Origin of the sequence: Shewanella algidipiscicola (assembly GCF_900380485.1) — a bacterium.
Lineage (GTDB): Bacteria > Pseudomonadota > Gammaproteobacteria > Enterobacterales > Shewanellaceae > Shewanella > Shewanella algidipiscicola.
Genome location: NZ_OXJV01000001.1, coordinates 247,934 through 271,004 on the forward strand (window position 1 = coordinate 247,934; position 23,071 = coordinate 271,004).

At 45.9% G+C, this 23,071-nt stretch carries 20 protein-coding genes and 2 tRNA genes; 8 read left to right on the forward strand and 14 right to left on the reverse strand.

Going from position 1 to position 23,071, the window contains the following annotated elements; genetic code table 11:
* Positions 1 to 2: 2 nt before the first annotated feature.
* Together DN599_RS01105 and cutA are read right to left on the reverse strand one after the other, a co-directional pair.
* Complete coding sequence (locus DN599_RS01105) at positions 3 to 1,829, reverse strand: protein-disulfide reductase DsbD (protein ID WP_110455819.1); 1,827 nt, start codon at positions 1,827 to 1,829, stop codon at positions 3 to 5.
* Complete coding sequence (gene cutA / locus DN599_RS01110) at positions 1,826 to 2,149, reverse strand: divalent-cation tolerance protein CutA (RefSeq protein ID WP_110455820.1); 324 nt, start codon at positions 2,147 to 2,149, stop codon at positions 1,826 to 1,828. The genes DN599_RS01105 and cutA overlap by 4 nt, the downstream gene beginning before the upstream one ends.
* A gap of 282 nt (positions 2,150 to 2,431) precedes the next feature.
* On the opposite strand from cutA, the gene DN599_RS01115 reads away from it, so the two are divergent.
* The gene (locus tag DN599_RS01115) at positions 2,432 to 3,013 is read left to right on the forward strand and encodes an FxsA family protein (protein ID WP_110455821.1); all 582 of its coding nucleotides are present in this window, start codon (positions 2,432 to 2,434) and stop codon (positions 3,011 to 3,013) included.
* Here DN599_RS01115 and DN599_RS01120 read toward each other — a convergent pair.
* Positions 3,010 to 4,839, reverse strand: a complete 1,830-nt coding sequence (locus DN599_RS01120; RefSeq protein WP_110455822.1) for a protein kinase domain-containing protein — start codon at positions 4,837 to 4,839, stop codon at positions 3,010 to 3,012. The two genes, DN599_RS01115 and DN599_RS01120, sit on opposite strands and share 4 nt — an antisense overlap.
* Positions 4,840 to 5,055: 216 nt before the next feature.
* Between DN599_RS01120 and DN599_RS01125 the strand changes: the two genes are divergently transcribed.
* Complete coding sequence (locus tag DN599_RS01125; protein ID WP_110455823.1) at positions 5,056 to 5,400, forward strand: hypothetical protein; 345 nt, start codon at positions 5,056 to 5,058, stop codon at positions 5,398 to 5,400.
* A 97-nt stretch (positions 5,401 to 5,497) separates the two neighbouring features.
* Positions 5,498 to 6,157: a thiopurine S-methyltransferase gene (locus DN599_RS01130; protein ID WP_110455824.1), complete on the forward strand. Its 660-nt coding sequence runs from the start codon at positions 5,498 to 5,500 to the stop codon at positions 6,155 to 6,157.
* An 80-nt stretch (positions 6,158 to 6,237) separates the two neighbouring features.
* On the opposite strand, the gene DN599_RS01135 is transcribed toward DN599_RS01130, so the two are convergent.
* Positions 6,238 to 7,278 (reverse strand): porin, encoded by a 1,041-nt coding sequence (locus DN599_RS01135; RefSeq protein WP_110455825.1) that lies wholly within the window; start codon positions 7,276 to 7,278, stop codon positions 6,238 to 6,240.
* Positions 7,279 to 7,930: 652 nt separating this feature from the next.
* Between DN599_RS01135 and tcdA the strand changes: the two genes are divergently transcribed.
* Together tcdA and DN599_RS01150 are read left to right on the forward strand one after the other, a co-directional pair.
* On the forward strand, positions 7,931 to 8,752 hold the full coding sequence (gene tcdA / locus DN599_RS01140) for a tRNA cyclic N6-threonylcarbamoyladenosine(37) synthase TcdA (protein WP_110455826.1): 822 nt from the start codon (positions 7,931 to 7,933) through the stop codon (positions 8,750 to 8,752).
* Positions 8,753 to 9,206: 454 nt separating this feature from the next.
* Positions 9,207 to 9,818, forward strand: a complete 612-nt coding sequence (locus tag DN599_RS01150) for a superinfection exclusion B family protein (RefSeq protein WP_110455828.1) — start codon at positions 9,207 to 9,209, stop codon at positions 9,816 to 9,818.
* A gap of 85 nt (positions 9,819 to 9,903) precedes the next feature.
* Here the strand turns inward: DN599_RS01150 and DN599_RS01155 are convergent, their stop codons facing one another.
* Positions 9,904 to 10,032 (reverse strand): DUF3149 domain-containing protein, encoded by a 129-nt coding sequence (locus tag DN599_RS01155; RefSeq protein WP_110455829.1) that lies wholly within the window; start codon positions 10,030 to 10,032, stop codon positions 9,904 to 9,906.
* Positions 10,033 to 10,347: 315 nt separating this feature from the next.
* Between DN599_RS01155 and DN599_RS01160 the strand changes: the two genes are divergently transcribed.
* Together DN599_RS01160 and DN599_RS01165 are read left to right on the forward strand one after the other, a co-directional pair.
* Positions 10,348 to 10,432, forward strand: a tRNA-Leu gene (locus DN599_RS01160).
* Between the two features lie 66 nt (positions 10,433 to 10,498).
* Positions 10,499 to 10,585: transfer RNA gene (locus DN599_RS01165), tRNA-Leu, on the forward strand.
* Between the two features lie 136 nt (positions 10,586 to 10,721).
* Here DN599_RS01165 and DN599_RS01170 read toward each other — a convergent pair.
* From DN599_RS01170 to DN599_RS01210, 9 genes are all read right to left on the reverse strand, one after another.
* Positions 10,722 to 11,816, reverse strand: a complete 1,095-nt coding sequence (locus tag DN599_RS01170) for a site-2 protease family protein (RefSeq protein WP_110455830.1) — start codon at positions 11,814 to 11,816, stop codon at positions 10,722 to 10,724.
* A 113-nt stretch (positions 11,817 to 11,929) separates the two neighbouring features.
* Positions 11,930 to 13,597 (reverse strand): DUF342 domain-containing protein, encoded by a 1,668-nt coding sequence (locus tag DN599_RS01175; protein WP_110456748.1) that lies wholly within the window; start codon positions 13,595 to 13,597, stop codon positions 11,930 to 11,932.
* A gap of 288 nt (positions 13,598 to 13,885) precedes the next feature.
* A complete protein-coding gene (locus DN599_RS01180; RefSeq protein WP_110455831.1) occupies positions 13,886 to 14,911 on the reverse strand; it encodes a methyltransferase in 1,026 nt (341 codons plus the stop codon).
* A 392-nt stretch (positions 14,912 to 15,303) separates the two neighbouring features.
* A complete protein-coding gene (locus DN599_RS01185) occupies positions 15,304 to 16,737 on the reverse strand; it encodes an alkaline phosphatase (protein ID WP_110455832.1) in 1,434 nt (477 codons plus the stop codon).
* 12 nt (positions 16,738 to 16,749) lie between these two features.
* Entirely contained in the window at positions 16,750 to 17,697 is a 948-nt protein-coding gene (gene gshB / locus DN599_RS01190) for a glutathione synthase (RefSeq protein WP_110455833.1), read from the reverse strand.
* Positions 17,698 to 17,743: 46 nt separating this feature from the next.
* Positions 17,744 to 18,475, reverse strand: coding sequence for a 16S rRNA (uracil(1498)-N(3))-methyltransferase (gene rsmE / locus DN599_RS01195; RefSeq protein WP_110455834.1), 732 nt, complete (start codon positions 18,473 to 18,475; stop codon positions 17,744 to 17,746).
* 3 nt (positions 18,476 to 18,478) lie between these two features.
* Entirely contained in the window at positions 18,479 to 19,225 is a 747-nt protein-coding gene (locus tag DN599_RS01200; protein WP_162599160.1) for an endonuclease, read from the reverse strand.
* 214 nt (positions 19,226 to 19,439) lie between these two features.
* Positions 19,440 to 20,003, reverse strand: coding sequence for a SprT family zinc-dependent metalloprotease (locus tag DN599_RS01205; protein ID WP_110455836.1), 564 nt, complete (start codon positions 20,001 to 20,003; stop codon positions 19,440 to 19,442).
* 55 nt (positions 20,004 to 20,058) lie between these two features.
* Complete coding sequence (locus DN599_RS01210) at positions 20,059 to 21,219, reverse strand: pyroglutamyl-peptidase I (protein WP_110455837.1); 1,161 nt, start codon at positions 21,217 to 21,219, stop codon at positions 20,059 to 20,061.
* 408 nt (positions 21,220 to 21,627) lie between these two features.
* On the opposite strand from DN599_RS01210, the gene DN599_RS01215 reads away from it, so the two are divergent.
* A complete protein-coding gene (locus DN599_RS01215; RefSeq protein WP_110455838.1) occupies positions 21,628 to 22,959 on the forward strand; it encodes a sigma-54-dependent transcriptional regulator in 1,332 nt (443 codons plus the stop codon).
* Positions 22,960 to 23,071 lie beyond the last annotated feature (112 nt).

The window sequence follows — 23,071 nt, forward strand, 5'->3', positions numbered from 1 at the left end:
TGCTATTTTTTCTCTATGACGAGATCGAGATGGCTGGCAAATGCCGCTGGCTTCATAAAGCCAGTGACACGCAGTTCATCACGTAACTGCCCTTGAGCGTCAAACATCAATAGGCTAGGGAGTCCCAACACATCGTAATGCTCTAACAGCTCTACATCGAGTTGATCCATTTTGGTCACATCGGCTTGCAAAAATACCATCTGGGCTAGACGCTGTTGCACAGCTGAGTCTTTAAAGGTGATGTTTTCAAACTCTTTACAAGCCACACACCAATCGGCGTAGAGATCTAGCATCACAGGTTGACCTTGTGCACTGGCGGCCTCAATTTCCATTTGCAGGTCAGCCAGTGACTTAATGGTTTTGTGGGTCACCATGTGATCACTCGTTTGATTGCCGTTATGGGCTTGGAAACCCAGGCTGCTCATGACCGCTTGGAAGCCGTAAGAGAAGCTAGCTAACAGCATTAATAATAGTAAAACTGAACGTACGGTTTGCTTCCAGGTAAATTCAGTCTGTTTATTTTGGTGCATCAGGTAACCGACTAAACTCACGCCCCATAGTGCCCATAACAGGTCTGAGATGAGCCCGATCCAAATGCGGCCTAGCATCACGATGGATACGGCAATCAGCAGGAAGCCAAAGATGGTTTTTATCACATCCATCCATGCGCCGGCTCTTGGCAGGAGTTTGCCACCTGAGGAGCCAATGATAAGTAGTGGTAAGCCCATGCCCATGCTCAACACATATAGTGCCAAAAAGCCTTGCAGTAGATCGCCAGTCTGCGCCACATAAACCAAGGCACCAGAGAGTGGCGCAGTGGTACAAGGTGAGGCGACTAAACCAGAAAGCACGCCCATCAAGAACACGCCTGCCACATTGCCGCCTTTTTGGTTGTTGGAGAGGCGGTTCATTTTTTCTTGCCAGCTTGAGGGCAGTTTTAAGTCGTATAGACCAAACATGGATAAGCTGAGTACGAAAAACAAAATAGCCAATACAATCAATACCGCAGGGTGTTGCAGGGCTGCTTGATATTTCATTCCCGCCGAGGCGACCACGAGCCCAAGTAAGGAATAGGTGATTGCCATACCTTGTACGTAAACCATCGACAAGCTAAATGCTTTGGCCGTTGATAGCTTTTCACCTTGACCGACAATAATGCCCGACAAAATGGGGTACATGGGGAATACGCAAGGAGTTAATGCTAGACCTATGCCTAAGCCAAAAAAGATCACTAAGGTCCACAGTAAATTATCGCCTGATAACATCTGGCTTAGTGAATCTTGCTCGGTAATCGGGGCGCTAGATTCTGGCGGGTTATTGGCCGCTGCGTCTTCAATCGCGGTGTTATCGCTGACTGGTAGCACGCCGTCGTTAGCGGCAACTTCTGTGAGCTGTACGTTACGTTTGGTTGGCGGATAACAGAGTTTGCCTTCGGCGCAGCCCATAAAGGTCACGCTGAGCGTGCTATTGTTAGCAGCCTGTTTGATGGCCAGCGGAATTTCAACGTAAGTGTAATAGACTTGTTGTTCGCCGAAATACTCATCAGTATGGGCTTTGCCTGAGGGCAATTGTATTTCGCCGAGTGTGGCGCCGTCCGCTTCAAACTTAAGTTTGTCGCGATACATATAGTAGCCATCGGCTATTACCCAGCTGAGCTCAAGGTGTTGGTCTTGTTGTTTGAAATCAAAAACGAATGCCTCATCCACAGGCATTAGTTTGGGTTCATCCTTTAGGAAATCGAATTTGTTGGCGCCGAAAATGCCTTCACTTTGTACACCGGGGGCAAGCAGCAGAAATGACGCAAGAACAATAAACAGTATTTTCTTCATATTTGTGTAGTTTCTTTTATCCAATCTAAGTAAGCAGCAGAGCCATAAGCTATCTCGGTAGCGATAAGTTCTGGCACATCATAGGGATGTAAAGTTAATATCAGCTCAGCAACCTCATCATAGGCTTGACTGGGGCATTTTATTTGTAATGAGATCTCTTGCTCTTCGTACAGATTGCCTTGCCATAGGTAAACCGAGGTCACCGGCGCTGACAATTGCACACAAGCCGCGAGCCTCGCATCGACTAAGGCGCGAGCGATGGCGATAGCACTGTCTTGGTTTGGGCAAGTCGTCATGACTAATAAACAGGTATCATGCATGTTAGTATCGTCTTCTTAGGTTGTGATTTTGCGCTGTAGCCGTGGATGCTTGGTGTTATACCTAAATATTGCGACACATCGCAGCGAGCATGGCGTTACTCTCAATGGCGGATACTTTACGACTTTTACCGTCTGGTTGCATTAAACGACGGTTAAAATAGTGAGATTATCCAAGGTAATATGCTTAGGCCGAATGGCTAGGTTTTATTGCCCAGCTTGAAAGTAGACCCCTTCAGCCCCATTTAGTTTTCAATGAATTAAAAATTATTTAGTGAGGTCAGTGTGTTTTTTATTCTATTAGTGATCTTTGTACTGGTACCAGTCATTGAGTTAAACGTACTGATCCGTGTCGGTGAAGCCTTAGGCAGTTGGACTACGGTGGGATTAGTCTTACTGACTGCCGTAGTTGGGGTCTCTTTGGTGCGTAGTCAGGGGATCCATACCCTAATGCAGGTACAGCAAAAGCTGGCAAGAGGTGAGGCGCCAGGACAAGAAATCGTCGAGGGCATGATGTTGGCCATCGCCGGGTTGTTGCTGCTGATCCCAGGGTTTGTGACTGACTTTATCGGCTTACTATTACTGACCCCAATAACCCGTATTCCACTGGCGGCGTTATTGTATAAACGTATGCAATTAAAAGTGCTGCGCCAAGGCGGTTTTCACGCCAATTTTGGTCAAGGGCCTTTTAATCCTCACGACTCAGCAAGTGGGCGTTCGCCTTTTGGTCAGGATCCGTTTAAAGGCGATCAAGGCAATACCTTCGATGGTGATTATGAACACAAGCATGATGAGTCTGATACTCAACGTCTGGACGACAAGCAAGATAATGCCAAGAGTGACGATAAACAGCCGCCCAAACACTAATCTTTTGTGGGCAGTGCCTTAGGATTTTTAGGATAAAAGTGCGCGGGTTTGCTGTCGATATGGTTAAAACGGCGAGTATTTTTATAAGGCAGTTTCATAAAACCTGAGACCCCTTTGCCCTGAATTTTATCCACATGGCTTAAGATCCTGTCCAAACTGGCGCGAAATGCTGCTTGTTTCCTTGGGTTCAGCAAGCGTAAGTAGCTGTGAATTTTCATGTGGTGGGGAAGCACCTCAAAAATAATACAGCCAGTATGATGAATCTGATTTATCCAGCCCAGCTCAGTCATAATCGCTTTAGGGAGTTCGAGATTTTCATCGGGATCGCGGCCATCTTCAAAATAAGAGTGTAGCCGCGACTTATCTTCTAATGACGGCACATCGCCCACTTCAAAGGGGAGTTGTTGATCTGGGCTGAGCTTAAAGGGCTGGCTGGTATCGCTGCGTTCGAGATGCAATGTATCCCGAGCATTAAAGAAACAAGCCTTAAACACCCCAATGCGACGTATCCCTCGCGCTAAGGTCACCATATTATTCACGGCTAGTACCAACGCTGCTTTTTCATCGCGGTTATAGGTCGCGAGGTTAGAGTCGATATAAACGCCAGACTCTTGCCAATGAATTGCCAGCCCACCGACAATTGAATATTGCCCGACTCTGCCAACGGCGGCGATAAAGCCTTTCTCGGTATCCCCCATACCCGCCATAAAGTTGCGATAATATTTCTCAAGCTGTAGATCGTCCATCTTAGCGATGGGGTCGTCACTATTGTGCTCTTTAAGAAACGATTTACGCGAGCTGTAACTGACGGTTTCGACCTCCTTGCTGCGGGGCAGTGACCACACAGGTATGTCAGGTTTAAGGGGGGGGCGGGGTAACTCGGGTAGATGCAGCCGATGGCTATGAGCCATGCTTTTGAGAAAGTAGTCACCAGCTTGATTGCGGGTTTTGGGATCGTCACTGAGCATGCCATCTAAAGTACGGGCGAGTTCAATAGGCAAGCCGATACTGGTGGCTGGGATCACCTTGCTGCCAAAGCGGCTCGCTTGTCCAGAAGCCAAGGCGTATAAGGTTGCCGCAACCCCTTGTTCGTCAAACCTTGGGCTCGACAGTGCGCCATTGAGTTGCTCTTCCCCAATAAAATAGACATCCCCCATGCGGGCATTAGTATGTTGTTGATCGCTTGAGAGCAGATCCATCACATTGCCATTCACCGGGTTGCCTTGGCCATCACGCTGGGCAAAGACTGCCGAGCCCCAATCAATTAATGACAGCTGCTGGCTGTCAACATCGTAAACTAAGTTAGAGGGTTTAATATCACCATGGACGAGGGGCCGGCCGTGGTGCAGATACTGCACAATATTAGCGAGCTGCCGAGCAATGCTCATGATCATTGCCACAGGTAGCGCTCCTTTACGCAGGCAAAGCTTATCGAGATCTTCTCCAGGGGCCCTTGCCATCACCAAAATGCCCTGCTTACCGACACGCTCAAATTTAATCATAGGTGGCACATTGGGGTGGACCACCTGCGACAGCATAAAGGCCTCCTCTTCGAGGCGGTCTTGAATGTGTTGCGGCAGGGTCATACGGGAAAATTTAAATACGTGGGCATTGTGCTGGGCATCGACGCCAGCAAAAACAAAGCCGTAAGCGCCTTTTCCAACCAATTCTATCTCTCGATACCCTAGTTTGAGCAATTGCTGCTTACACAGGCGGATCCAGGCCTTATGTTTACGCGCATCATCCGCCTTAAGCAGATAGATAGATTGCTCTTCAGAGATATAGAAATGCTGTAACTGTGGCGTCGCTGCGCTGAGATTGGCCATGGTCGCTGTCGTTAATAATGAATATGGTTTTTATAACAAGAACAAAGGCAACTGCACAATAGCTAGATTTTTCATACTTGGGACTCCTAACTGATTTTTTTGCTGCCGATGTTGACCTACATCAATTATGAACCACAGCCATAAAGGTAACCTAAAGCTAATATAAATATTAACCGCTTAAGTTAATAGCAGATATCCGAACAATAGGAGGGTGTGATGTCACAACCCGATAAGGCCCTGTTAATAGAGTTATTAGAATATCCTAGAAAACGTATTGTGCAGTCGATGGAGTTAAAGTTTTGCCCCCATGCCGGTTTTTTTAACAGCACAGATCTGCAATGTATTCATTGTCACCAAGGGATGGAATGCACTTGGATGAACCATAATGATGAGTTGGTGGCCGTTGAGCAAAAATCGGTGCAGGAGTTAAGGCAGCAGTTGTTGATTGCGGTTGATTTTATCGATTCGAGTTTAACGCCACACCATTTGTCGCGGCGCAACTGTGAGTGTGAAAACTGCGTCTGGCTCAGACGGGTACAAAAGGTATTGAATATTGCCTGATTTCCGTACATTTAATTAAGCTTAGTTTTGCACCCGCTTGCACTTGGCAGTAAAGTACCCCGCAGATTATTTGTCAGGAGTCGCAGCGGAGCTAGATATGCAACCAAGTTTTTGGCACGAAAAGTGGGCATCGAAACAGATAGGCTTTCATTTAGGTGAGGTCAACCCATTATTGATTGAGCACTGGCCGCAGTTAAATGTGGCATCGGGGGCAAGTGTATTTGTGCCCATGTGTGGTAAGAGTTTAGATCTGTGTTATTTGGCCGAACAAGGGCTGGAAGTGGTTGCTTGCGAGCTCAATCAAGCTGCTGTTGAACAGTTTTTCACCGACAATGAGTTAAGTGTCGAGGTTCAATCCCTCGGGGAGCATACGCGTTATTGCACCGAACAGATTACCCTTTATCAAGGTGACTTATTTACCTTACCGACTCATCTGACAGCCCAGTGCACTGCCTTTTATGATAGAGCCGCGTTAATCGCGTGGCCCGAAGCGATGCGCCAGCAATATGTTAAGCAGCTAGCCAAGCTTGTAGCCCCCCAAAGTATTGGTTTACTCATTACCTTAGATTATCCTCAGGCCGCCCTTAATGGCCCACCGTTTGCGGTATCTGACGGTTGGGTGATGACTAACATGAGCGAATACTTCGAGATTGAACGCTTGCGCTGTGATGATGTGTTGGCTCAAAACCCACGCTTTGTTAGCAAGCAGGTGTCTTGGTTAACTGAATCTGTGTATCGCTTAGTGAGAAAGGGCTAGGTTATTATGTCCAATGGTAAGTAGCAAAAAGGCGACCCAAGGTCGCCTTTTTATCGAACTAGAGTCAGAGACTCAGCCGATTAGAAGTCGTAACGTACACCAACAGTGAACACGTTGTCATCAGCTAGATCTACTTTAGCTGCACCAACTTTGTGATCACCTTCATACATAGCATAGTGGCCATATACTAGTGTTGATTTAGCTACGCGGTAATCAGCACCGACAGTGATGTTTTGTACATTAATGTCAGTACCACGACCTTGGTCACCCACAGCATTTTTGTAATATTTACCAAAGCCCGCTTCATCTTTACCGTATTGAGCTTTTAGGTTAACGCCGTTTAGGTTGTAAGCTACGTTGACGAAGTAGGTGTTACCATCTACAGAGCTATCTGATGTTAGCTCTGTTTGTTGAAATAGGCCGCCAATTTTGAAGTCGCCAAGTTTTACTTGGGCTACACCACGGTACGCGTCGATTGACTCACCACCTGACTGAATACCCTTGTTATAAGCCGCTGCTACATAGTAGTTTTGTGCTTTGAACTTCTTGTCACCTAAAGTGGCGCTGATTGCGTATTGGTCATCAGCATTATCAACATTTGCTTGATTATTGTCAGTCATCAAGTAAGTAGCATTGATAGTCACTAAGTCAGCAATTTTGGGTGAGTAGTACCAGACACCGTCTGCAGAACGAGTCTGACCGCCAACTAAACGGTCGATATCGGCGTTGCTGTTACCAAACTGGTCAATGCTACCTTCTGATTGCTTAAATACAGTATCGTTGCGACCAACTAGAGCTGTACCAGCAACGGTTTTAAGGCCTAAGAAAGTGTTACGCGCCTTAAATACGTCACCTTTAGAAGAAGTGTTTTCTACTTGGAATTCCATTTGGTAAACAACGTCGAATCCCTCTGCAATCTTCTCGCTACCTTTCACTCCTAGGTTTGAAAAGTTGTTTTCTAGAATCGTGCCTTTTTTACTTTCTTGCGTGGTATAACCTTCGTCAGAATTGGTCACAGACAAGTCTAAACGACCATAAAAGTTAGGACCATCGGCTAGCGCACCGAATGAAGCCAAAGTAAGTACAGAGGCGATTGATGCAGAGATTAAAGATTTTTTCATGTGTTGTGCTCCCAAGAACTGAGTTCTGTTCCATTTTGTAATGTTTGTTAACATCGTTTCCACATTTTGTTACGAGCATCCCTACCCGAAACAAGATGGTCAGCAGTGTACCTTTTTATAATTTTAAAATTGTGGCTCAGATCAAATTTTTACCCATTGAGATAGGTTTTTAGCCAAGTTTTGCAAACAATTTGCTCACCTTGTGTAAAAAGTAATCGTCAGGCGTAAGCCGCAATTATTCTCCTGTTAACACACTCAAGCGACTCATTAACAAGGTTAATTGGGTATTGCTCAATAAGCAGGAGCTAACATTGTAGTTTGTTTACCGAGTAATGGCGCCCTAAGGTGTGATAATCCTGTTGTTCAGTTGTGCTTTGATCAACAAAGCTCGCTATATTACGCCGTGTTGAGCCGTGTTGAGCCGTGTTGAGCCGTGTTGAGCCGTGTTGTTAGGTAAAGTGGGGTGCCGACATGGGCTACGCGCTACGGTCGATGTCGAACGGGACAATGTTAATCGGAATCGCCTCATACCGTGTTCAGGTTATGATTCACTCTGAGTGTATTACAGGGTTTTATTTTCGCTTTGTGGGTGTTTAGGATAAAATCGACATGTCTTTAATCTCTATTTTTAATCTCTATTTTGGAGTACAGCTTGAGCTTGCCAACACTTACAGATGCTTACTTAAATCGATTCGCTGGTATTGGCCGTCTTTATGGCACTAAGGCGTTAACCTTGTTTGCGCAGTCACATGTCGCAGTGGTGGGAATTGGTGGCGTTGGCACGTGGGCGGCAGAGTCATTAGCACGTAGCGGCATAGGCGAAATTACCTTAATCGATCTCGATGATATCTGTGTGACAAATACCAATAGGCAGCTACATGCGCTTAAAGAGACCATAGGCGAGTCTAAAGTGGCTGTGATGGCAGAGCGTATTCGGCAGATAAACCCTGAATGTCGTGTTAATGAGGTAGAAGATTTCATTACTCTTAATAATCTTGCTGAGTATTTTAATGGTAAAAAAGCCGGCGGCTCGCTCGATTATGTTATCGATTGTATCGATGCGGTAAAACCTAAGGCGGCGCTTATTGCCTGGTGCAAGCGTCAAAAGTTACCCATAGTCACTGTGGGTGGGGCGGGGGGCCAAACGGATCCTACCCAGGTACAGGTAACTGATTTAGCAAAGACCTACCAAGATCCCTTGCTGGCCAAAGTCAGAAATATACTGCGCCGCGAATACCATTTTTCAAAAAATGTGCAGCGCCGCTTTAGTATTGAAGCCGTGTTCTCGACCGAGCAACTGGTTTATCCTCAAGGTGATGGTAGCGTTTGTAATACCAAGGCGACGGCCGAAGGCAGCATGCGTATGGACTGCGCCTCAGGTTTTGGGGCAGTGACTGTCGTGACTGGTACCTTTGGTTTTGTTGCCGTCAGTCGAGTGCTGAGCAAGCTTGCGGCTAAAGCTTATAACAAGTAAAGCGTACCTACGGGGTGATGTTCAGCAAACTGCTTAGCCGGTGATAATATTGTCAGTGAACGGATGTTACTGATGCTATCAGTATATTGACTGAGTGGGTGTTATAAGCGCCATGTGAATGGTGAATATTAATCGTATTTCATGGCGTCGCACTCGCCTATGGCGGTGAAGTGATTGCCGCAAAGGTTAAGGAGCCTATCACTAAGGTTGCTGCCCGAGTGACTTAAGGCGAATAACTCAAGAGCCATTTCGGCCGTCATAATAGGCCACGTAGCATATAGATAGTACAAGCCTATAAAGTAAAACCACCTATGGGGTTGAGTCATCTCGTGACGCAGTGGGTCTATTTTTAAGTCATGCAACTTTATTTTATTTTGGGCGTTATTCTGCCTATTTCTGGTATCTAATTTGCATTGTCTAAGCGACTGCAGATTTTTTGACACTGGATACTAAAATGGAAAAGTTGAATTTGACTCTTTTTAAGCATGCAACGCCACAGCAAGTGATGTTTAACTTAATCCTATGGCTAACATTAGTCAGTGCGGCCTTGATGTTTGCCCCTCTGTCGGTGATTAGTGCACTTAAGTTAGAGGGCGTGGTCAATGATAATGCGCACATTATTGGGTTAGTGCTGCTTCTTGGCGTGGCTTATCTGTTGATGAAGGTTGCCAACTATTTTATTGACGAGGCGATTACTCATCTCAAGGGGAAACGTACTGTTGAGGTGATCGAAAAGAAAGTGTTATTACTCGATCCGACTGAGCGAGCATTATTACGAGAGTTTTTCTTACAAGGTGAGACTATCTTGACCTTGCCCGAAAATGAAGCGGCAGTGAAAAGCTTACTCGAGAGCAATATTTTAGAATACTTAGGTAACCAAAAGCATTATGCGATTCAAGGGCCCACTGCCGATTATAAAATATCAATGGCCGCCAGAAGCCACCTTAACCGCCAAGTACTACGCTTGCCGCAAGGTGAGCCAAATCAAGAGCAGATCCAGTTGTTGATGAAAGCGAGACCACACTTTATTCACAGCATGGTGCCAAGTCGTAAACACGCAGCTTAAGTTATTGCGGTATAAAAAAAAGAGGGGGCTTGAGCCCCCTTTGCATTAGAAATGTGTATTAACACTGAGCCTTAAAAAGCCCTATCTATTCTGGTTTTGACTTCGATATAAACAGCCACATGATGTATGACATTATTCCAATGGTGGTAAAGATAACCAACATAGACATTAAACCAATGGGGTTGCCGAACATTAAATCTAACCAAAATGCCATTTGAGAAGTCCTCTTTCGCAGATGTTTATAAAGATGTCATGGCTAAATTAGCGCTATTAGATGTGATTTATGCTGATCTTGATCAATTAATGATGTCAAAGCATTTCTAATCTGCAATGATTTGGTTAAATCTGTGCTGGCGATCGCCTTATTTTGCCTCCAATCCCCCATTTAAGTTTCTGTTCACAAGCCATGCGGCTGAAATTTATCCACTCGACCATTAATCGTGTTCAAAAGACTTGCCATTGGCTAAAGCGAAGGTATAATTTGCTTCACTTGCTCAGCAGAGATGTTTTAGCAAGGTCTATTTGATAAGCCGGAGTGGTGGAATTGGTAGACACGACGGATTCAAAATCCGTTTCCTTCGGGAGTGACGGTTCAAGTCCGTCCTTCGGTACCATTATCAAATACTCTCATAGAGAGATAAGAAACCTGCTCTGTGGCAGGTTTTTTTGTCAATGACATTGCAGATGTGGTGGAATTGGTAGACACGCTAGCTTCAGGTGCTAGTGGCCTAACGGTCGTGCGAGTTCAAGTCTCGCCATCTGTACCAAATTGATCGATGAGAGACATTAGCCTGCTTGGTAGCAGGTTTTTTTATGCCTGCAATTTGAGCATGTCGATGTGAAACATAAGAAAGCAGGCTAGGCCCACCTTCTTATGTTGTTTAAGTTAGTACAGTCTAGGTATTAGCTTTGTAGTATCTTCAGTGGCAGACTGAGCATCTCGTCGCCGCTACCGGCAAAATACCAGATGATAGCCACTAACGCGCCCACGGTTAATAGATACCAAATCGCCGAGAAGAGTTGCCCATATCTGTCTAACGGCAGTAGGTGGCTCTGATGGCGTGTTTTCCATTCAAATACTATCTCCATGCTGCCAATTAACAGCAAGAAACCTAGCAGTGCTAAACCTAATGTGTAGCTAATAAACACGCCAATTGCGGCGCCAGCGATACAGGCCATCAGTCCCAGCGTGCTGTTCATCGAAAAGCTGATGCTTTTAAGAATATGACCGCCATCTAAGGGCAAAATAGGTAACAGGTTAAATAGGTTTAGTAGTGCATTAAAGGCCGCTAGTCCGGCAAAAAAGATATTGCCGGTGACCCAGTAAACCAATAAGGATGCCAGCGACATCAATAGGCCGAAGGTGGGCCCCATGATAGAAATCACCACATCTTGCCAACGAGTATTGATTTTTTCGTCACTAAGCGCCAAGCCGCCCATAAAAGGAATAAGGTAAATCCCTTTAGTTTTCATGCCAAAATATTGCATGGCGCGGATATGGCCATATTCATGAAACACTAAGCAGGCGATAAGCGCCATGGCAAATTGGAACGAAAATAGCCAAGAGTAGGCGGCCACACTGGCGCCAGCGAGTACCACTTTGATCACCTTGGCACTCTTAAATAATTTAAACCCCAATGAGCCTAAGCCAACCCAGCTAAATTGTGGTTTGGCTTTTATCGGTTGTGCCGGCGTTTGTTGTTCTATGTCTTTGCTGTTACGGCTGCCTTGAATGATGAGGTCATCGTCTTTTAACAGACTGTATTCTAGATGAAAAGGTTGCCATGTTAAGTCGATAGAAAGCGTGATGGTGATGCTTGGCTGGTCATCATCCGATGGACTTTTTAGTTCAAACTGATGCTGTTTTAAGCCTTCATTGTTGGCTGATGCTGGTAGTGCCGACACTAATTGTCCACCCCAATACAGTTGTTGCCAGCCTGCCATTGAGCCTTCTAATCTTAGTTCTTTACCCAAACACTCTATCTTAAGGAGTTCCACATTATATCTCAGTTGATTGGCATCATATGGGGCAAATTATGCCTGTAAACGCCTTAAAAATGAAACAGGCATAACATTAAGTTATACCTGTGAATGATGGGGCGTTGGGGCGCTTAATGGCGGTTATAGTCGAAGCTTATCTCTTGATTATGATTCGTGACAATACAGAAGCCGTGTTCGCGCTGAGTTCGCTGGTGGGCAGGACCTATGTGTAGTTCGACATTAGCAAAAATATGTTTACCAGCCTCGACCCGATATTGCCGATAGTAATCTTCTACTTCTTGCTCTAGTAAGTTGTATTCAACCTCCTCACGGGCGCATTCGGCGGCAATGCGACGCTTCTCTTCCAGCATCCCTTTGACTTGTTCAACCATCAATTCATCATCTTGCCAAGTTGCTTTCGGTGGCAACTTGTTTAGCCTCGACTCAATGTTGAGCCTAGCGACCACCATCTGTTTAATGCCGTGATCCAACTGTTTTAATGTTTCTTTCAGGTCACCTAAGTGCATAGCGCAATAGATTTCTGTTTTGGTGCCCGCAGTAGCGCCGATAATTACCGCCTTAATGCCTTTATTGGCTTTGGCTATGCCGCCGACTAAGTCGCCTCGACGGCCATTGGCGTCACTGACAGTGAGCCTTGATTGGGTTTCCGTATGACTATGCAGCAGTTGTTTGGTGATCAGGATATCTTTGTCGGCCGTTAAATTAGAATATTGCACAAATTGCGCCGAGATCTGCCCCTTAGCTTCTAAGGTGGTCGACAGTTGCTCATCCTTAAGCTGACGGCCGATCACCCCTTTGCTGACGGTGATATCCCCTTGGGCATTGAGATAGGCGGAGTCGACAAAGCCCATGACGGTTATATCGCCACTGCTTTTTACGACCATACCTTCATGGACGTCACCTGTGATTAAGATGCTGCCTTTAAAATCGACATTACCATAGCCTATATCGACATCTTTTATTTGCAAAACATCATCGACCTGCATGCCGTTACTGGTTTCGACTGGCTGGCCAGCCACGCTAGCGATGAGGGTATTACTATCATGTTTCAAGAAGCTAGTACCATTACCGGCAACCATTTTGATATCTTTACCCGCCGCAGGCTGTAGCTTATCGCCATTGACTTTGTAACCGGCAGAGCCGTTAGTTGCAGGTGTTTTAACCATTAACACGTCATTCGGTTTGACCATGATGACGGCACCGAGATTACGCATATCGACGGTGCCATCTTCGCGTTTTTGCGGTTGCAGTAAGCGCTCTCGGGCCAGAGGCACTTTACGCTCAATGCTGGCGTGGGTACCGTTAATTGCCGGCTTACCATTGGCAATCACTTCGGTGCACTGCTCACCTGGGCGTAGCTGGGCTAATTGCTGCAGTGCTGATTGGATTTTTAGCTTGCTTAACCCCATGCAGATGGCGTGTTTTTTTAATGCATTAAGAATATCGGGCAAGGTGATCTCCTTACCACCCCATGCTGCGGTGAGTGTCATGGCGGCACTCATCTTGTCGTCGGCGATCTTGAATTCAAGTTTACCATAACGGCGCTCGGCAATATTAAACCGTTGTGGCTTGTGGCCATCATCTTGACCGATAAGTTGGTTGACTTGTATGACCGCTTTGTCGATAACAGGTTTAAGTGGATATAGCTTGGTGAATTCACCTAGCGAAAGTAGCTGGTTAATCATTTCTACGGAAATGGGGCCATGGATAGCCGGGGTCACTTTGAGTTGAGCTAATGTACCATCACTACTTAGTTCGATTAGTTCAGGGGACAGCATAAGTGTTTCCACAAGTTGACTCTTATAATTAGTCTCTTGAGTATAACAGCATAAAGTTTAGCCGATGAAGCCTTTATTTACTAAGTATTGAGCTGGGTCGCGCTACATTAATCAAATTAAATCATTGGATTATTTAGTAATGCGGCACGATGGCTTTGGTGGAGGATTATGCTTTTCGGCGGTTAGTCGGGTGTGCTTTACAGTAACAGACACTAGGTTGTAGTAAAAAAAACAGGCGACGGTTGTCGCCTGGCTTGTTTATGTATTTACATCATTGCCGACAAGGGGTTAGCTGCGCTGCGAGTACACCTTGTACTTGTTGTTTTCTGCGCTGACATTGACGCCCTTAAAAGTGCTAGCAATAGCCTCGCTATAGGGCAGGTGGCGATTGGCCACGATATGCCATTGACCACCGCGGGTGAGTTTTTGGGCGCTATCTTGTACAAATTGCGTCGCGATATTCGTAGTGTGATGTAAGCCATCATGAAACGGGGGATTAGAGATAATCGCGTCAAATTGCCCCTGGGTTTGTGCTAAACCATCTGATGGATAGACTTTAGCTGTCATATTATTAGCTGCGAGTGTGAGCTCACATGAGGCCAGCGCCATGGCGTTAATATCGACACATTCCATAGTGATAGCGGGATCTGCCTTGAGTAAGGCGGCGCTAATCACACCTGCACCGCAGCCGAAATCGAGCACTCTACCCGAGAGTCTCGGCAGATGTTCAAGCAATAATTTCGTGCCGTCATCTAAGCGTTTTTCGCTAAATACCCCCACCAAGTTACAGATGGTTAATGCGCCTTGCGGAGTCTCGAGTGTATAGCGACTGACCCAATCATTGAGGTTCATTTTTGGTGCAACTTCTATTAGCTCGGCGCTAAATAACAAACAGTGACGAGCATTATCAAGTTTACTCGCGGCATCAAAGTAGTTTGGCAGCTGTTTTGTTAGTGAGCGCACTCCGCCTTTGTTTTCACCCACCACGAGCAGTTGACCACCCTGTTTAAGATGCAGGCCGGCCAAATTCAGCAGGTAAGGGGCTAAGCTTTTAGACTTGGGATAAAACAGCACCACACAATCGAAACGTTCATCATTAGCCATTTGATGGCCAAAATGCAGTTGCAACTTCGCTGATTCATAGGGTAATAGTTGTAAATGGTGATTGAAATCCAGTGCTAAGGTGCTGACCGTGTTCGCGACGCTCTGTAGCTCTTTTGCTAATAGGTCACCTTCAATGTTGAGCAGTAAAACATCTTTTGATTTAAGTAGATCACTGTTTCTTTCGATCAGTTTTGATGGATTAGATAGCACGAATAACCAATATCATAGGGAAAATTTGCTTTGATTATATCCCATGGGTAGAGATTATAAGTAATCATTTTATTCTGCTTTCGAGCTGATTTTTGTCTAACCTATTAATTATATAGAGTTAAGTCTATTTTAGTCTGGAGTAGCGACTTGTTAATGCTTGGCATCTTGCTGCTTCACCATCATCTATACCTTGTGCTTGGAGTATAAATTGAAGGTGGTGATTAATCGTCACTTGCTGATATCTGGCACATATTGCGTACGCACTTAACCATGCTGCACGCCAGCATTAGGCTGCCAATGCCAAGTTCAGCACTTAAGCCCTTATGTATTTCGCCAACTTAAGCCGTAAAGTTAAGCACATTAAGGGCTAATTGCGTTGTGGTAAGTGCTTGTTACTGGGTGAGCGTGGCATTCATGGCGCTAGGCTTTTGTGTTAATGATTGGCCTTTGGGCTCTTGGCTTACCCCTGTTATCTTTGTCGCTTTTGGAGCGTCTTGATTTTGGGATTGTTGGGCTGGCATCACCTTGGGTAATAGGCTGATTATTTTGTTGGCGATATCGGTATTATCTTGATAGCCAGAAAATAGGCTTGCCGCAGGGCCTGTGGCAAAGACTTGCACGTCCATGCCTGTATGACCATCGGTTGTCCAGCCAGTGTTAGAGCGGGTATCGATAAGGCGTTTAATGGCGTTATCGAGTACCTTGTGGCCTTGCATCCGAGCATTTGCCAGTTGGCGAGTCTCGGATTCATTCAGTGATAAACCCAAGCGACTTTCAACTACGGTGCGCCAGTCATCGGCGGCTATGGCCTCGGTGGCAATCGTCGTAGGGCTGGCACTTATATTACGTAATACTTGGCTGTCCCAGCGATAGTCACCATTAGCACCTATCGATAACCCTCCCGTATTGTGATCGGCCGTCACCACTAACAAGGTGTCCTTGTGGTTACGAATGTATTGCTCAACCACCTCTATGGCTCTGGCAAATTCATGCATCTCCGCCATTGCGCTAGCAATATCCTTGTTATGGCCGGCCCAGTCGATAAGGCTGCCCTCGACTAATAAGACAAAACCTTGCTGATTAGTTGAGAGTAATTCAAGGGCTTTACTTGTCATCAGGCTAAGACGATTGGCCTCAGGCTCATCAATCGCCCAGGGTAATTGCACATCGGCAAAGAGCCCAATGACCTTAGGTTGCGTTACCTGTGAGAGTTGGCTGAAATCGGCAAGATAATGATAGCCCTTAGCTTCAAACTCTTTAATGAGGGCGGCTGGAAAATACTTTTGCCCACCGCCAAGGAGGACATCTGCATCGGTATTGAGGTAGCTTTTGGCTAATGCTTGGTAGTTGCGGCGACTCTCGTTGTGGCTCAAAAAGGCGGCGGGGGTGGCGTGGTTGATTTGCGAGGTGACCGCCACGCCAGTACTCATATGGCGTTTTTTCGCCAGCTCCATGATGGTATCAATGGGTTGCTTATCGGTATCGACCGATATAGCGCCATTATAACTTTTGACCCCAGTCGCCAATGCGGTGGCCGCGGCGGCGGAATCGGTTACCACGCCGCTCACCGCTGCCGGATAAGTACTGGCACTGCCGATGGCGAGGCGATCGAACACAGTCTGCTCAACCTCTTGAGTGTTAGGATTATCCTGATAATAACGGTAGGCGCTGGTATAAGCAGGCCCCATCCCATCACCGATCATGATCACGATATTTTTAGGACGGCTAGGGGCCGCCTCTGGCGATAATGGATTGGCACTTATCATGCTGCTGTGCAGCAGCGCCGTAGCAAGTGAGCAGGTGGCTATAAGCGTTGATAACTTCATCATGGCTCCAGGTTATGACTTAATACGAGCTTCGATAGCGTCCATCAACATGCCGGTAATATCGACGTCATAGGCTGCCTGGATCTCTTTGATACAGGTTGGGCTGGTGACATTAATTTCAGTCAGTTTGTCGCCAATCACATCTAAACCGACGAAAATCAGTCCACGTTTTTTCAACTCAGGGCCAATCGCATTGGCAATGGCCCAATCGCTTTCTGACAAAGGCTGCGCCACACCTTTACCGCCAGCGGCTAAGTTACCACGGGTCTCACCCTTTTGTGGGATCCGCGCCAAGCTATAAGGTACAGGTTGGCCATCGACCACTAAGATCCGTTTGTCACCTGAGGTGATATCTGGGATAAAGGCTTGCGCCATGGCATATTGCTGACCATGGTTGGTGAGGGTTTCGATGATCACCCCAAGGTTAGGATCGTTTTGCTTCACGCGGAAAATCGAGCTGCCGCCCATACCATCCAATGGCTTTAAGATGATATCGCCCTTTTGTTGATAAAAAGCACGAATACGCGCAGCATCGCGCGTCACTATGGTTTCGGGAGTAAACTCGCTAAACCAAGCGGTAAACAGTTTTTCGTTGGCATCACGCAAGCTTTGCGGCTTGTTGACGATTAGCACACCTTGCTCTTCGGCGCGCTCCAGCATATAAGTGGCGTAGATGAACTCGGTATCAAACGGCGGATCTTTGCGCATTAAGATAACATCGAGCTCAGCCATCGGGGTGTCGACGGCGTCACCTAACTGATACCAGTTTTGCTCATCCTGCTGCACAGTTAATGGGCGCATGGTCGCCATGGCGACGCCATTGACCATGGCAAGATCATGCATCTCCATATAGAACAGCTGATAACCCCGAGATTGGGCCGCCATCAGCATGGCGAAACTAGAGTCTTTCTTGATGTTGATGTCGCTGATGGGGTCCATCACGATGCCAAGCTTAATCATCTCTCTTTCCTTATTCAATTGTGGCGCATTCGTTGTGGCGATTGGGTTAGCCCAAGTCGCCGAAATTAAGTTGTAGTGCACTTATGGCAGTTAAGGCTGCCGTTTCGGTGCGCAGTACCCTTGGGCCTAAGAGCACATCGGTAAAGTTGTCTTGTTCTGTCAGCGCAATCTCTTGCTCCGATAATCCACCTTCTGGGCCAATCAGTAGGCGTACACGCGTGGTATTAAGTGCTAAGCCTTTGATACCGTGTGAGGCTCTTGGATGTAAATTGAGCTTAATGGCGGTGCTGCTCTCATGGCTCCAGTCTACTAATGCCATGGCGGGTCGCACGACAGGGACCACACTGCGACCCGATTGTTCGCAAGCGCTAATCACAATTTTTTGCCATTGCTGAATCTTTTTCTCTAAGCGTTCGCCCGATAATTTAACTCCGCAACGCTCTGAAAATAGAGGTGTTATTGTATTCACGCCCAGTTCAACTGACTTTTGAATGGTAAAGTCCATTCTATCGCCGCGGGAGATCACTTGCCCAAGATGCAGGTGCAGTGGTGATTCATTGTCGTTAACCGTTTTAGTTAAGACCTTCACTTCGACATTTTTCTTACTGGCACTGACGATCTCGGCTACATAATTGTGACCATCACCATTGAACAGTTCAAGCTGTTCACCTGGGCCCATTCGCAGTACGCGGCCTACATGTCCAGCCGCTTCAGCATCGAGCATAACGCTAGAGGCTAGGTCTAAGGAGCCTGCTTGGTAAATTCTGGGTATTCTCATCTGCTACTCCGCAGTTTGCTGTATCTTGGCTTGTTGCTGACACTGGCTTTGCACAAATGGGTTATGGTTGCCCTGACGTGTGGCGATGGCGTTATCGCGTCGGCACTCAATAGTATCAACTGGATAGGTTTTATCCCATGCTTTAAACAGGTTTAGCTGACTTTTGGCAATCTGTAAGCCGTAAGTCTGCTGCATATAAAGGTAGGTACGCGCGATCTGTCCACGGGTATGGGGTGGTGGTTCCACTTTACGAGACTTGAAATCGACGACCATGGCACATTGACCATACTGCTCCGGTGTTGCGTTCCACTGGCTAAAGCGGTAGTTGCTGCGATCGCCATTGACTTCGCCGATAGCAGGCACCAAATTATGCAGGTCACTTTCCATTTTTTTAAACAGATTATCGCTCTTGCCGCAATGTTTACGGCCACCTTGTTGCCAACATTGGCGTTGATGACCAAACTCCCACGCGGGCACTATGTGCTCCCATTCAATTCTGCTGGCGCGTTTTTGTTGCTTACGCACCTGGTAACCACAGCGATTAAAGTCCGGTTGCCACAGCTTCCCCTTAATGGTGATATCGCAGCCGCAATAAAAACTGGTGGTGGTAAGGTCTTGACTGTAAATCGTGCGCGCAATTTTTTTGGCTTGGTTAAAACTGCTAGGGTGCGAGGCAAGGGTATTGGCCGACACCAGTGATAATACCAGCAACGCCACAGCCCTCAGCACCAAATGGTGCCGAGCATAAATATTTCTTAACACATCTAATCCCTAAAAAGATAACAAAGCTTGCCAGGCACAGTGGCGAGTGACGCGACAGGGCCATGGCAAGCTTAATGACAGCACTTCGGCTGTTTGGTGCCGATTTTACGGGATGGGGCGCAGCTTAAGCAAGCGGCGAGGAGAACCGACGTCGCTCGATGTTGCGTTGCTTTGTCGATAATCTTGGTCATCTCGTGCTCGACTAAGCCGAGGTGAGGGTCTGTTTACAGCGCCGGCAGCGATAACGAGTTTGCTCTCGTACCACTTTATTGTGACGGCGAATGCTCAACGAAACCGGGCCACAATCACAGCGATAAGCGAAGGTTTTTCCTTGTACTGAACGGGTATCTAAGCTGTGAGTTGTGCTGGGTGTCAGTTTAAACAGAGTTGTCATTAGGGTTTGCCACTCAATGCCATGGGGCTTGACGCGGCCATAAAGCTGGTGGGCGAGCAGATGACAGATCTCGTGGGGGACGACCTGAGTTAAAAATATCTCTGGGTTTTCTTCGAGTAAGACGGCATTAAACCTCAACTTATTGAGTTGTAAATGCGCTGTACCAGCACTTTTACCTCTGAGTTTAAAGTTAACTTCTGGGCGAGGAAAACGGCGCTGTAATTGATGCTCAGCATGTTGGTAACAAAGGTCAACTTGGGCCAGTATTTGTGCTTGGTTGTCTGTCTGTGGCAATTGTGTTGTTGCAGCAGGTGATAAGCAAGCCTTAAGCGTCATATCTTTCTTAATTAGTGTGTTAATGCGTTGATACATCTTAAATCTTATGTTTGCGCCCCAGTGTGGTTAGGGGCGCTGTTGGTTCTGGGGATTATAACCGAGTTGCTGCGGCTTCGACCATAGTGGTTATCTGATCGACAATCGCCATCTCAGTGACGGGATCGTGGCGACTGACCCGCGGGGTGTGAATATGGCCTACCTTAATGGCACTATTAAATTGCTGCCCTAACAGCACGGCACGGTAGGAGATCTCATTGGAGAGATAACCGCCGCCAGAGCCTTCAACCGAGGTTGCATTTTGCAACTCGAGTAATGAGTCGGCGCTAAAAGTTCCTTTTGTTAATGTGGTCACAGTTCGATTGTCATTGATTGGCCAGCGTCCTTCGATGTTTTGCATTGCGTCTACTGGCAATGAAAACTCCACAAATTCAGGGCCGTTTAAGGTGTTGCCCTCTAGTAATGGTGCTTTAGGTGCGGCTGGGGTCGCCCCCGTCATGATGTTGAGGTTGTCGGGAGCATCGGCACTGCGGTTACGGCCTGGGAAGCGTTCTAAATCGAAGTTATCTCGACCCATACTGACGGTAAAAATAGCATCGACGCGGTTATCGCGATAGATGGGGGTGAGAAGTGACTCAATGATCCCTTGGTCAAAGTCGGCAAATCTAACTGGTACCATAACTGTTTCAATTTGAGCTTGCTTGCCATTAACCGTGAAGTGGTAACCATCTAGAGCTAAAGCAGCTAAGCCTGAGGGGTTACTTTGGTCAATATCGCGATCGAGAAAGAAGGGATCGAAGCCCGTTAAGAGTATGCGAATTTGGTTATTAGGTTTGAAATTGATGTCGCTAAAGCCACGGGAGGATTTCTCTACAGCGTTAAGCAATATGTTGCGTTGCCAGGGGGCAATGTTAAATGCAGGTTGATGCTGTTTTAGTTGAGTTTTCATCGCTAGACGACTCCAATAGAGCGGCCTATCATCCTGACCGCCAGATTGTACGTCCCTGACCGCTTGTTGCCACAATCGCTCACCCTGACGAGCAACCATCTGGGTCATCACTAGTTCGTCAGACTGACGTAAGTATTTTTGCCGTAAGTCATCAATCATCGCCTGATATCGATTGACTACGTTTGGCATGGCCGCACTGGCCTTAGGTAAACGCGCCTCTTCAACGTCTGTTTTAGCTAATGTAGGTAAGGCGATAAGGTTTGTTGCAAGCAAGGTGAATAGCAGTGCCGAGCGCAGGTGAATCATTGCCGTATCCTTTCAAGGGTTATTTGTGCGGTAAATACACGCAATATCAGTTGCCTAAACTGCTATGACATGGTGCTATTTTGACCTCAGTATGCATCAGAATAACGACGATGGAAAGTTACCTAAGCTCAATGATGATAATACTAGGATGTCATGGTAACCATCGGGTGACTAACGATGTTTAAGGATAGGATGTTATGTATTTTTCATTATATTGAGTTAATAAAATTTATTTTATCTAAATAGTATTTTATTACTATACTTTCTTATTCTAAGTCATCTGTAAAGTTGAGGTCCTAATTTTAAATTTATATTGATATTTTAATTGTTTTTTTCAATTTTGTTTTCAATGGGTTCGTTAAATTTAGGAGTTGTCATGGTGTTGAGAAACAAGAATGGGAGCTTGATATGAGGAGTCTTAACGTTATTGGGCATGTTTATGATGATGGGTTGTGTAAAGGGTTAAAGACTCATGGTATTTGTACCGAATTTCATGATGTTGAGAATATGCAAAGTTTTAATTTTAATATAGATATATTACTACTGGATTTAAGAGGTGTGGATCAAACCGATTGGGCAGAGTTGATACTTAACCAGCTAAATAAAAATGCCTTAGTATTAATGTTGGTTGAAAATAAACAGTTACAATTCAATAGTATTCAAATGCTTATTTCAAAATATGCTTGGGATTATCATACGGCACCATTTGATGCCGATAGGTTAACACGCATATTAGGGCACGCATTAGGCTTGATTAGAATGCGCTTAAGGTGTGCAGCCCAAGCTGATAACTCCCAACATTTTCCCTCAAAAACTATCATGTGCTCTCGGGTGATGCAGGCCTTGAGTAAACAAATTTATCGCGCGGCACCAACCGATATCCCTATTCTTATTCGTGGAGAAAGTGGCACGGGTAAAGAGCTGATAGCTCGCGAAATACATCAAAAATCTCAACGTACATCAGGTGAATTTGTGGCGGTAAATTGCGGGTCATTGATTTCAGGTGTAGTGCAATCTGAATTATTCGGCCATGAAAAAGGGGCTTTTACTGGAGCCATAAACCGGCATAAAGGCAAAATAAGCCAAGCTCATGGCGGTACGTTATTTTTGGATGAAGTAGGTGATTTACCACTGGATCAACAGGTTAATCTGCTGCGTTTTTTACAAGAAGGTACTTTTGATGCAGTCGGTGGAAGTCAGCCGACCTCTGTTGATGTGCGTATTGTTGCCGCGACACATATCGATTTAGATGCAGCGATTAAACGCGGTGAGTTCCGCTTAGATCTGTTTTATCGTTTAAATGGCCTCACGCTTGAGTTGCCACCACTGCGTGACCGTAAGGAGGATATCATCTCCCTTGCTGAGCACTTTTGTCAGAAATATGCCTCAGAGTATGCTTTAGGGGGTTGTCATTTTAGCGAACAAGCTAAAGTCGCTATGTTAGAGCACCAGTGGACAGGTAATGTGCGTGAATTAATTAATCGTATTCGTCGTGCGGTACTACTATGCGAAACTGGTATTATACAAGCCTCTGATCTAGAACTTGAAAATTCAATTAATCAATCCTGTTTTGCTAGAGGCTTAAAGAAAATTAAAGATGAAGTAGAAAAAAATACCCTTATCCAAGTCATGGAAAAACATAGCGGAAAAATGGATGTTGTGGCAAATGATTTGCAAATATCAAGAGCAACATTATATCGCCTAATTGATAAGCATGACATTTATGCAATCGACTCTTAATTCTCAGTAGTGAGACGCTGACGTTAATCTTTAAAAATAATAAGATCAAGGTCTTATTATTTTTTTTGTCTTAAATTTGAGACGTTTTTTTTCATTAATAATATAAGGTGTT

Bases quoted from the DNA above. Each gene is read 5' to 3' on its own strand.
- DN599_RS01130 (WP_110455824.1), top strand. From the start codon at position 5,498: ATGCAACCAAGTTTTTGGCACGAAAAGTGGGCATCGAAACAGATAGGC.
- DN599_RS01175 (WP_110456748.1), bottom strand. From the start codon at position 13,597: ATGCTGTCCCCTGAACTAATCGAACTAAGTAGTGATGGTACATTAGCT.
- DN599_RS01155 (WP_110455829.1), bottom strand. From the start codon at position 10,032: ATGGCATTTTGGTTAGATTTAATGTTCGGCAACCCCATTGGTTTAATG.
- gshB (WP_110455833.1), bottom strand. From the start codon at position 17,697: ATGATTAAGCTTGGCATCGTGATGGACCCCATCAGCGACATCAACATC.
- DN599_RS01120 (WP_110455822.1), bottom strand. From the start codon at position 4,839: ATGGCCAATCTCAGCGCAGCGACGCCACAGTTACAGCATTTCTATATC.
- DN599_RS01125 (WP_110455823.1), top strand. From the start codon at position 5,056: ATGTCACAACCCGATAAGGCCCTGTTAATAGAGTTATTAGAATATCCT.
- DN599_RS01205 (WP_110455836.1), bottom strand. From the start codon at position 20,003: ATGTATCAACGCATTAACACACTAATTAAGAAAGATATGACGCTTAAG.
- DN599_RS01215 (WP_110455838.1), top strand. From the start codon at position 21,628: ATGAGGAGTCTTAACGTTATTGGGCATGTTTATGATGATGGGTTGTGT.
- cutA (WP_110455820.1), bottom strand. From the start codon at position 2,149: ATGCATGATACCTGTTTATTAGTCATGACGACTTGCCCAAACCAAGAC.
- rsmE (WP_110455834.1), bottom strand. From the start codon at position 18,475: ATGAGAATACCCAGAATTTACCAAGCAGGCTCCTTAGACCTAGCCTCT.
- DN599_RS01150 (WP_110455828.1), top strand. From the start codon at position 9,207: ATGGAAAAGTTGAATTTGACTCTTTTTAAGCATGCAACGCCACAGCAA.
- DN599_RS01105 (WP_110455819.1), bottom strand. From the start codon at position 1,829: ATGAAGAAAATACTGTTTATTGTTCTTGCGTCATTTCTGCTGCTTGCC.
- DN599_RS01135 (WP_110455825.1), bottom strand. From the start codon at position 7,278: ATGAAAAAATCTTTAATCTCTGCATCAATCGCCTCTGTACTTACTTTG.
- DN599_RS01210 (WP_110455837.1), bottom strand. From the start codon at position 21,219: ATGATTCACCTGCGCTCGGCACTGCTATTCACCTTGCTTGCAACAAAC.
- DN599_RS01185 (WP_110455832.1), bottom strand. From the start codon at position 16,737: ATGAAGTTATCAACGCTTATAGCCACCTGCTCACTTGCTACGGCGCTG.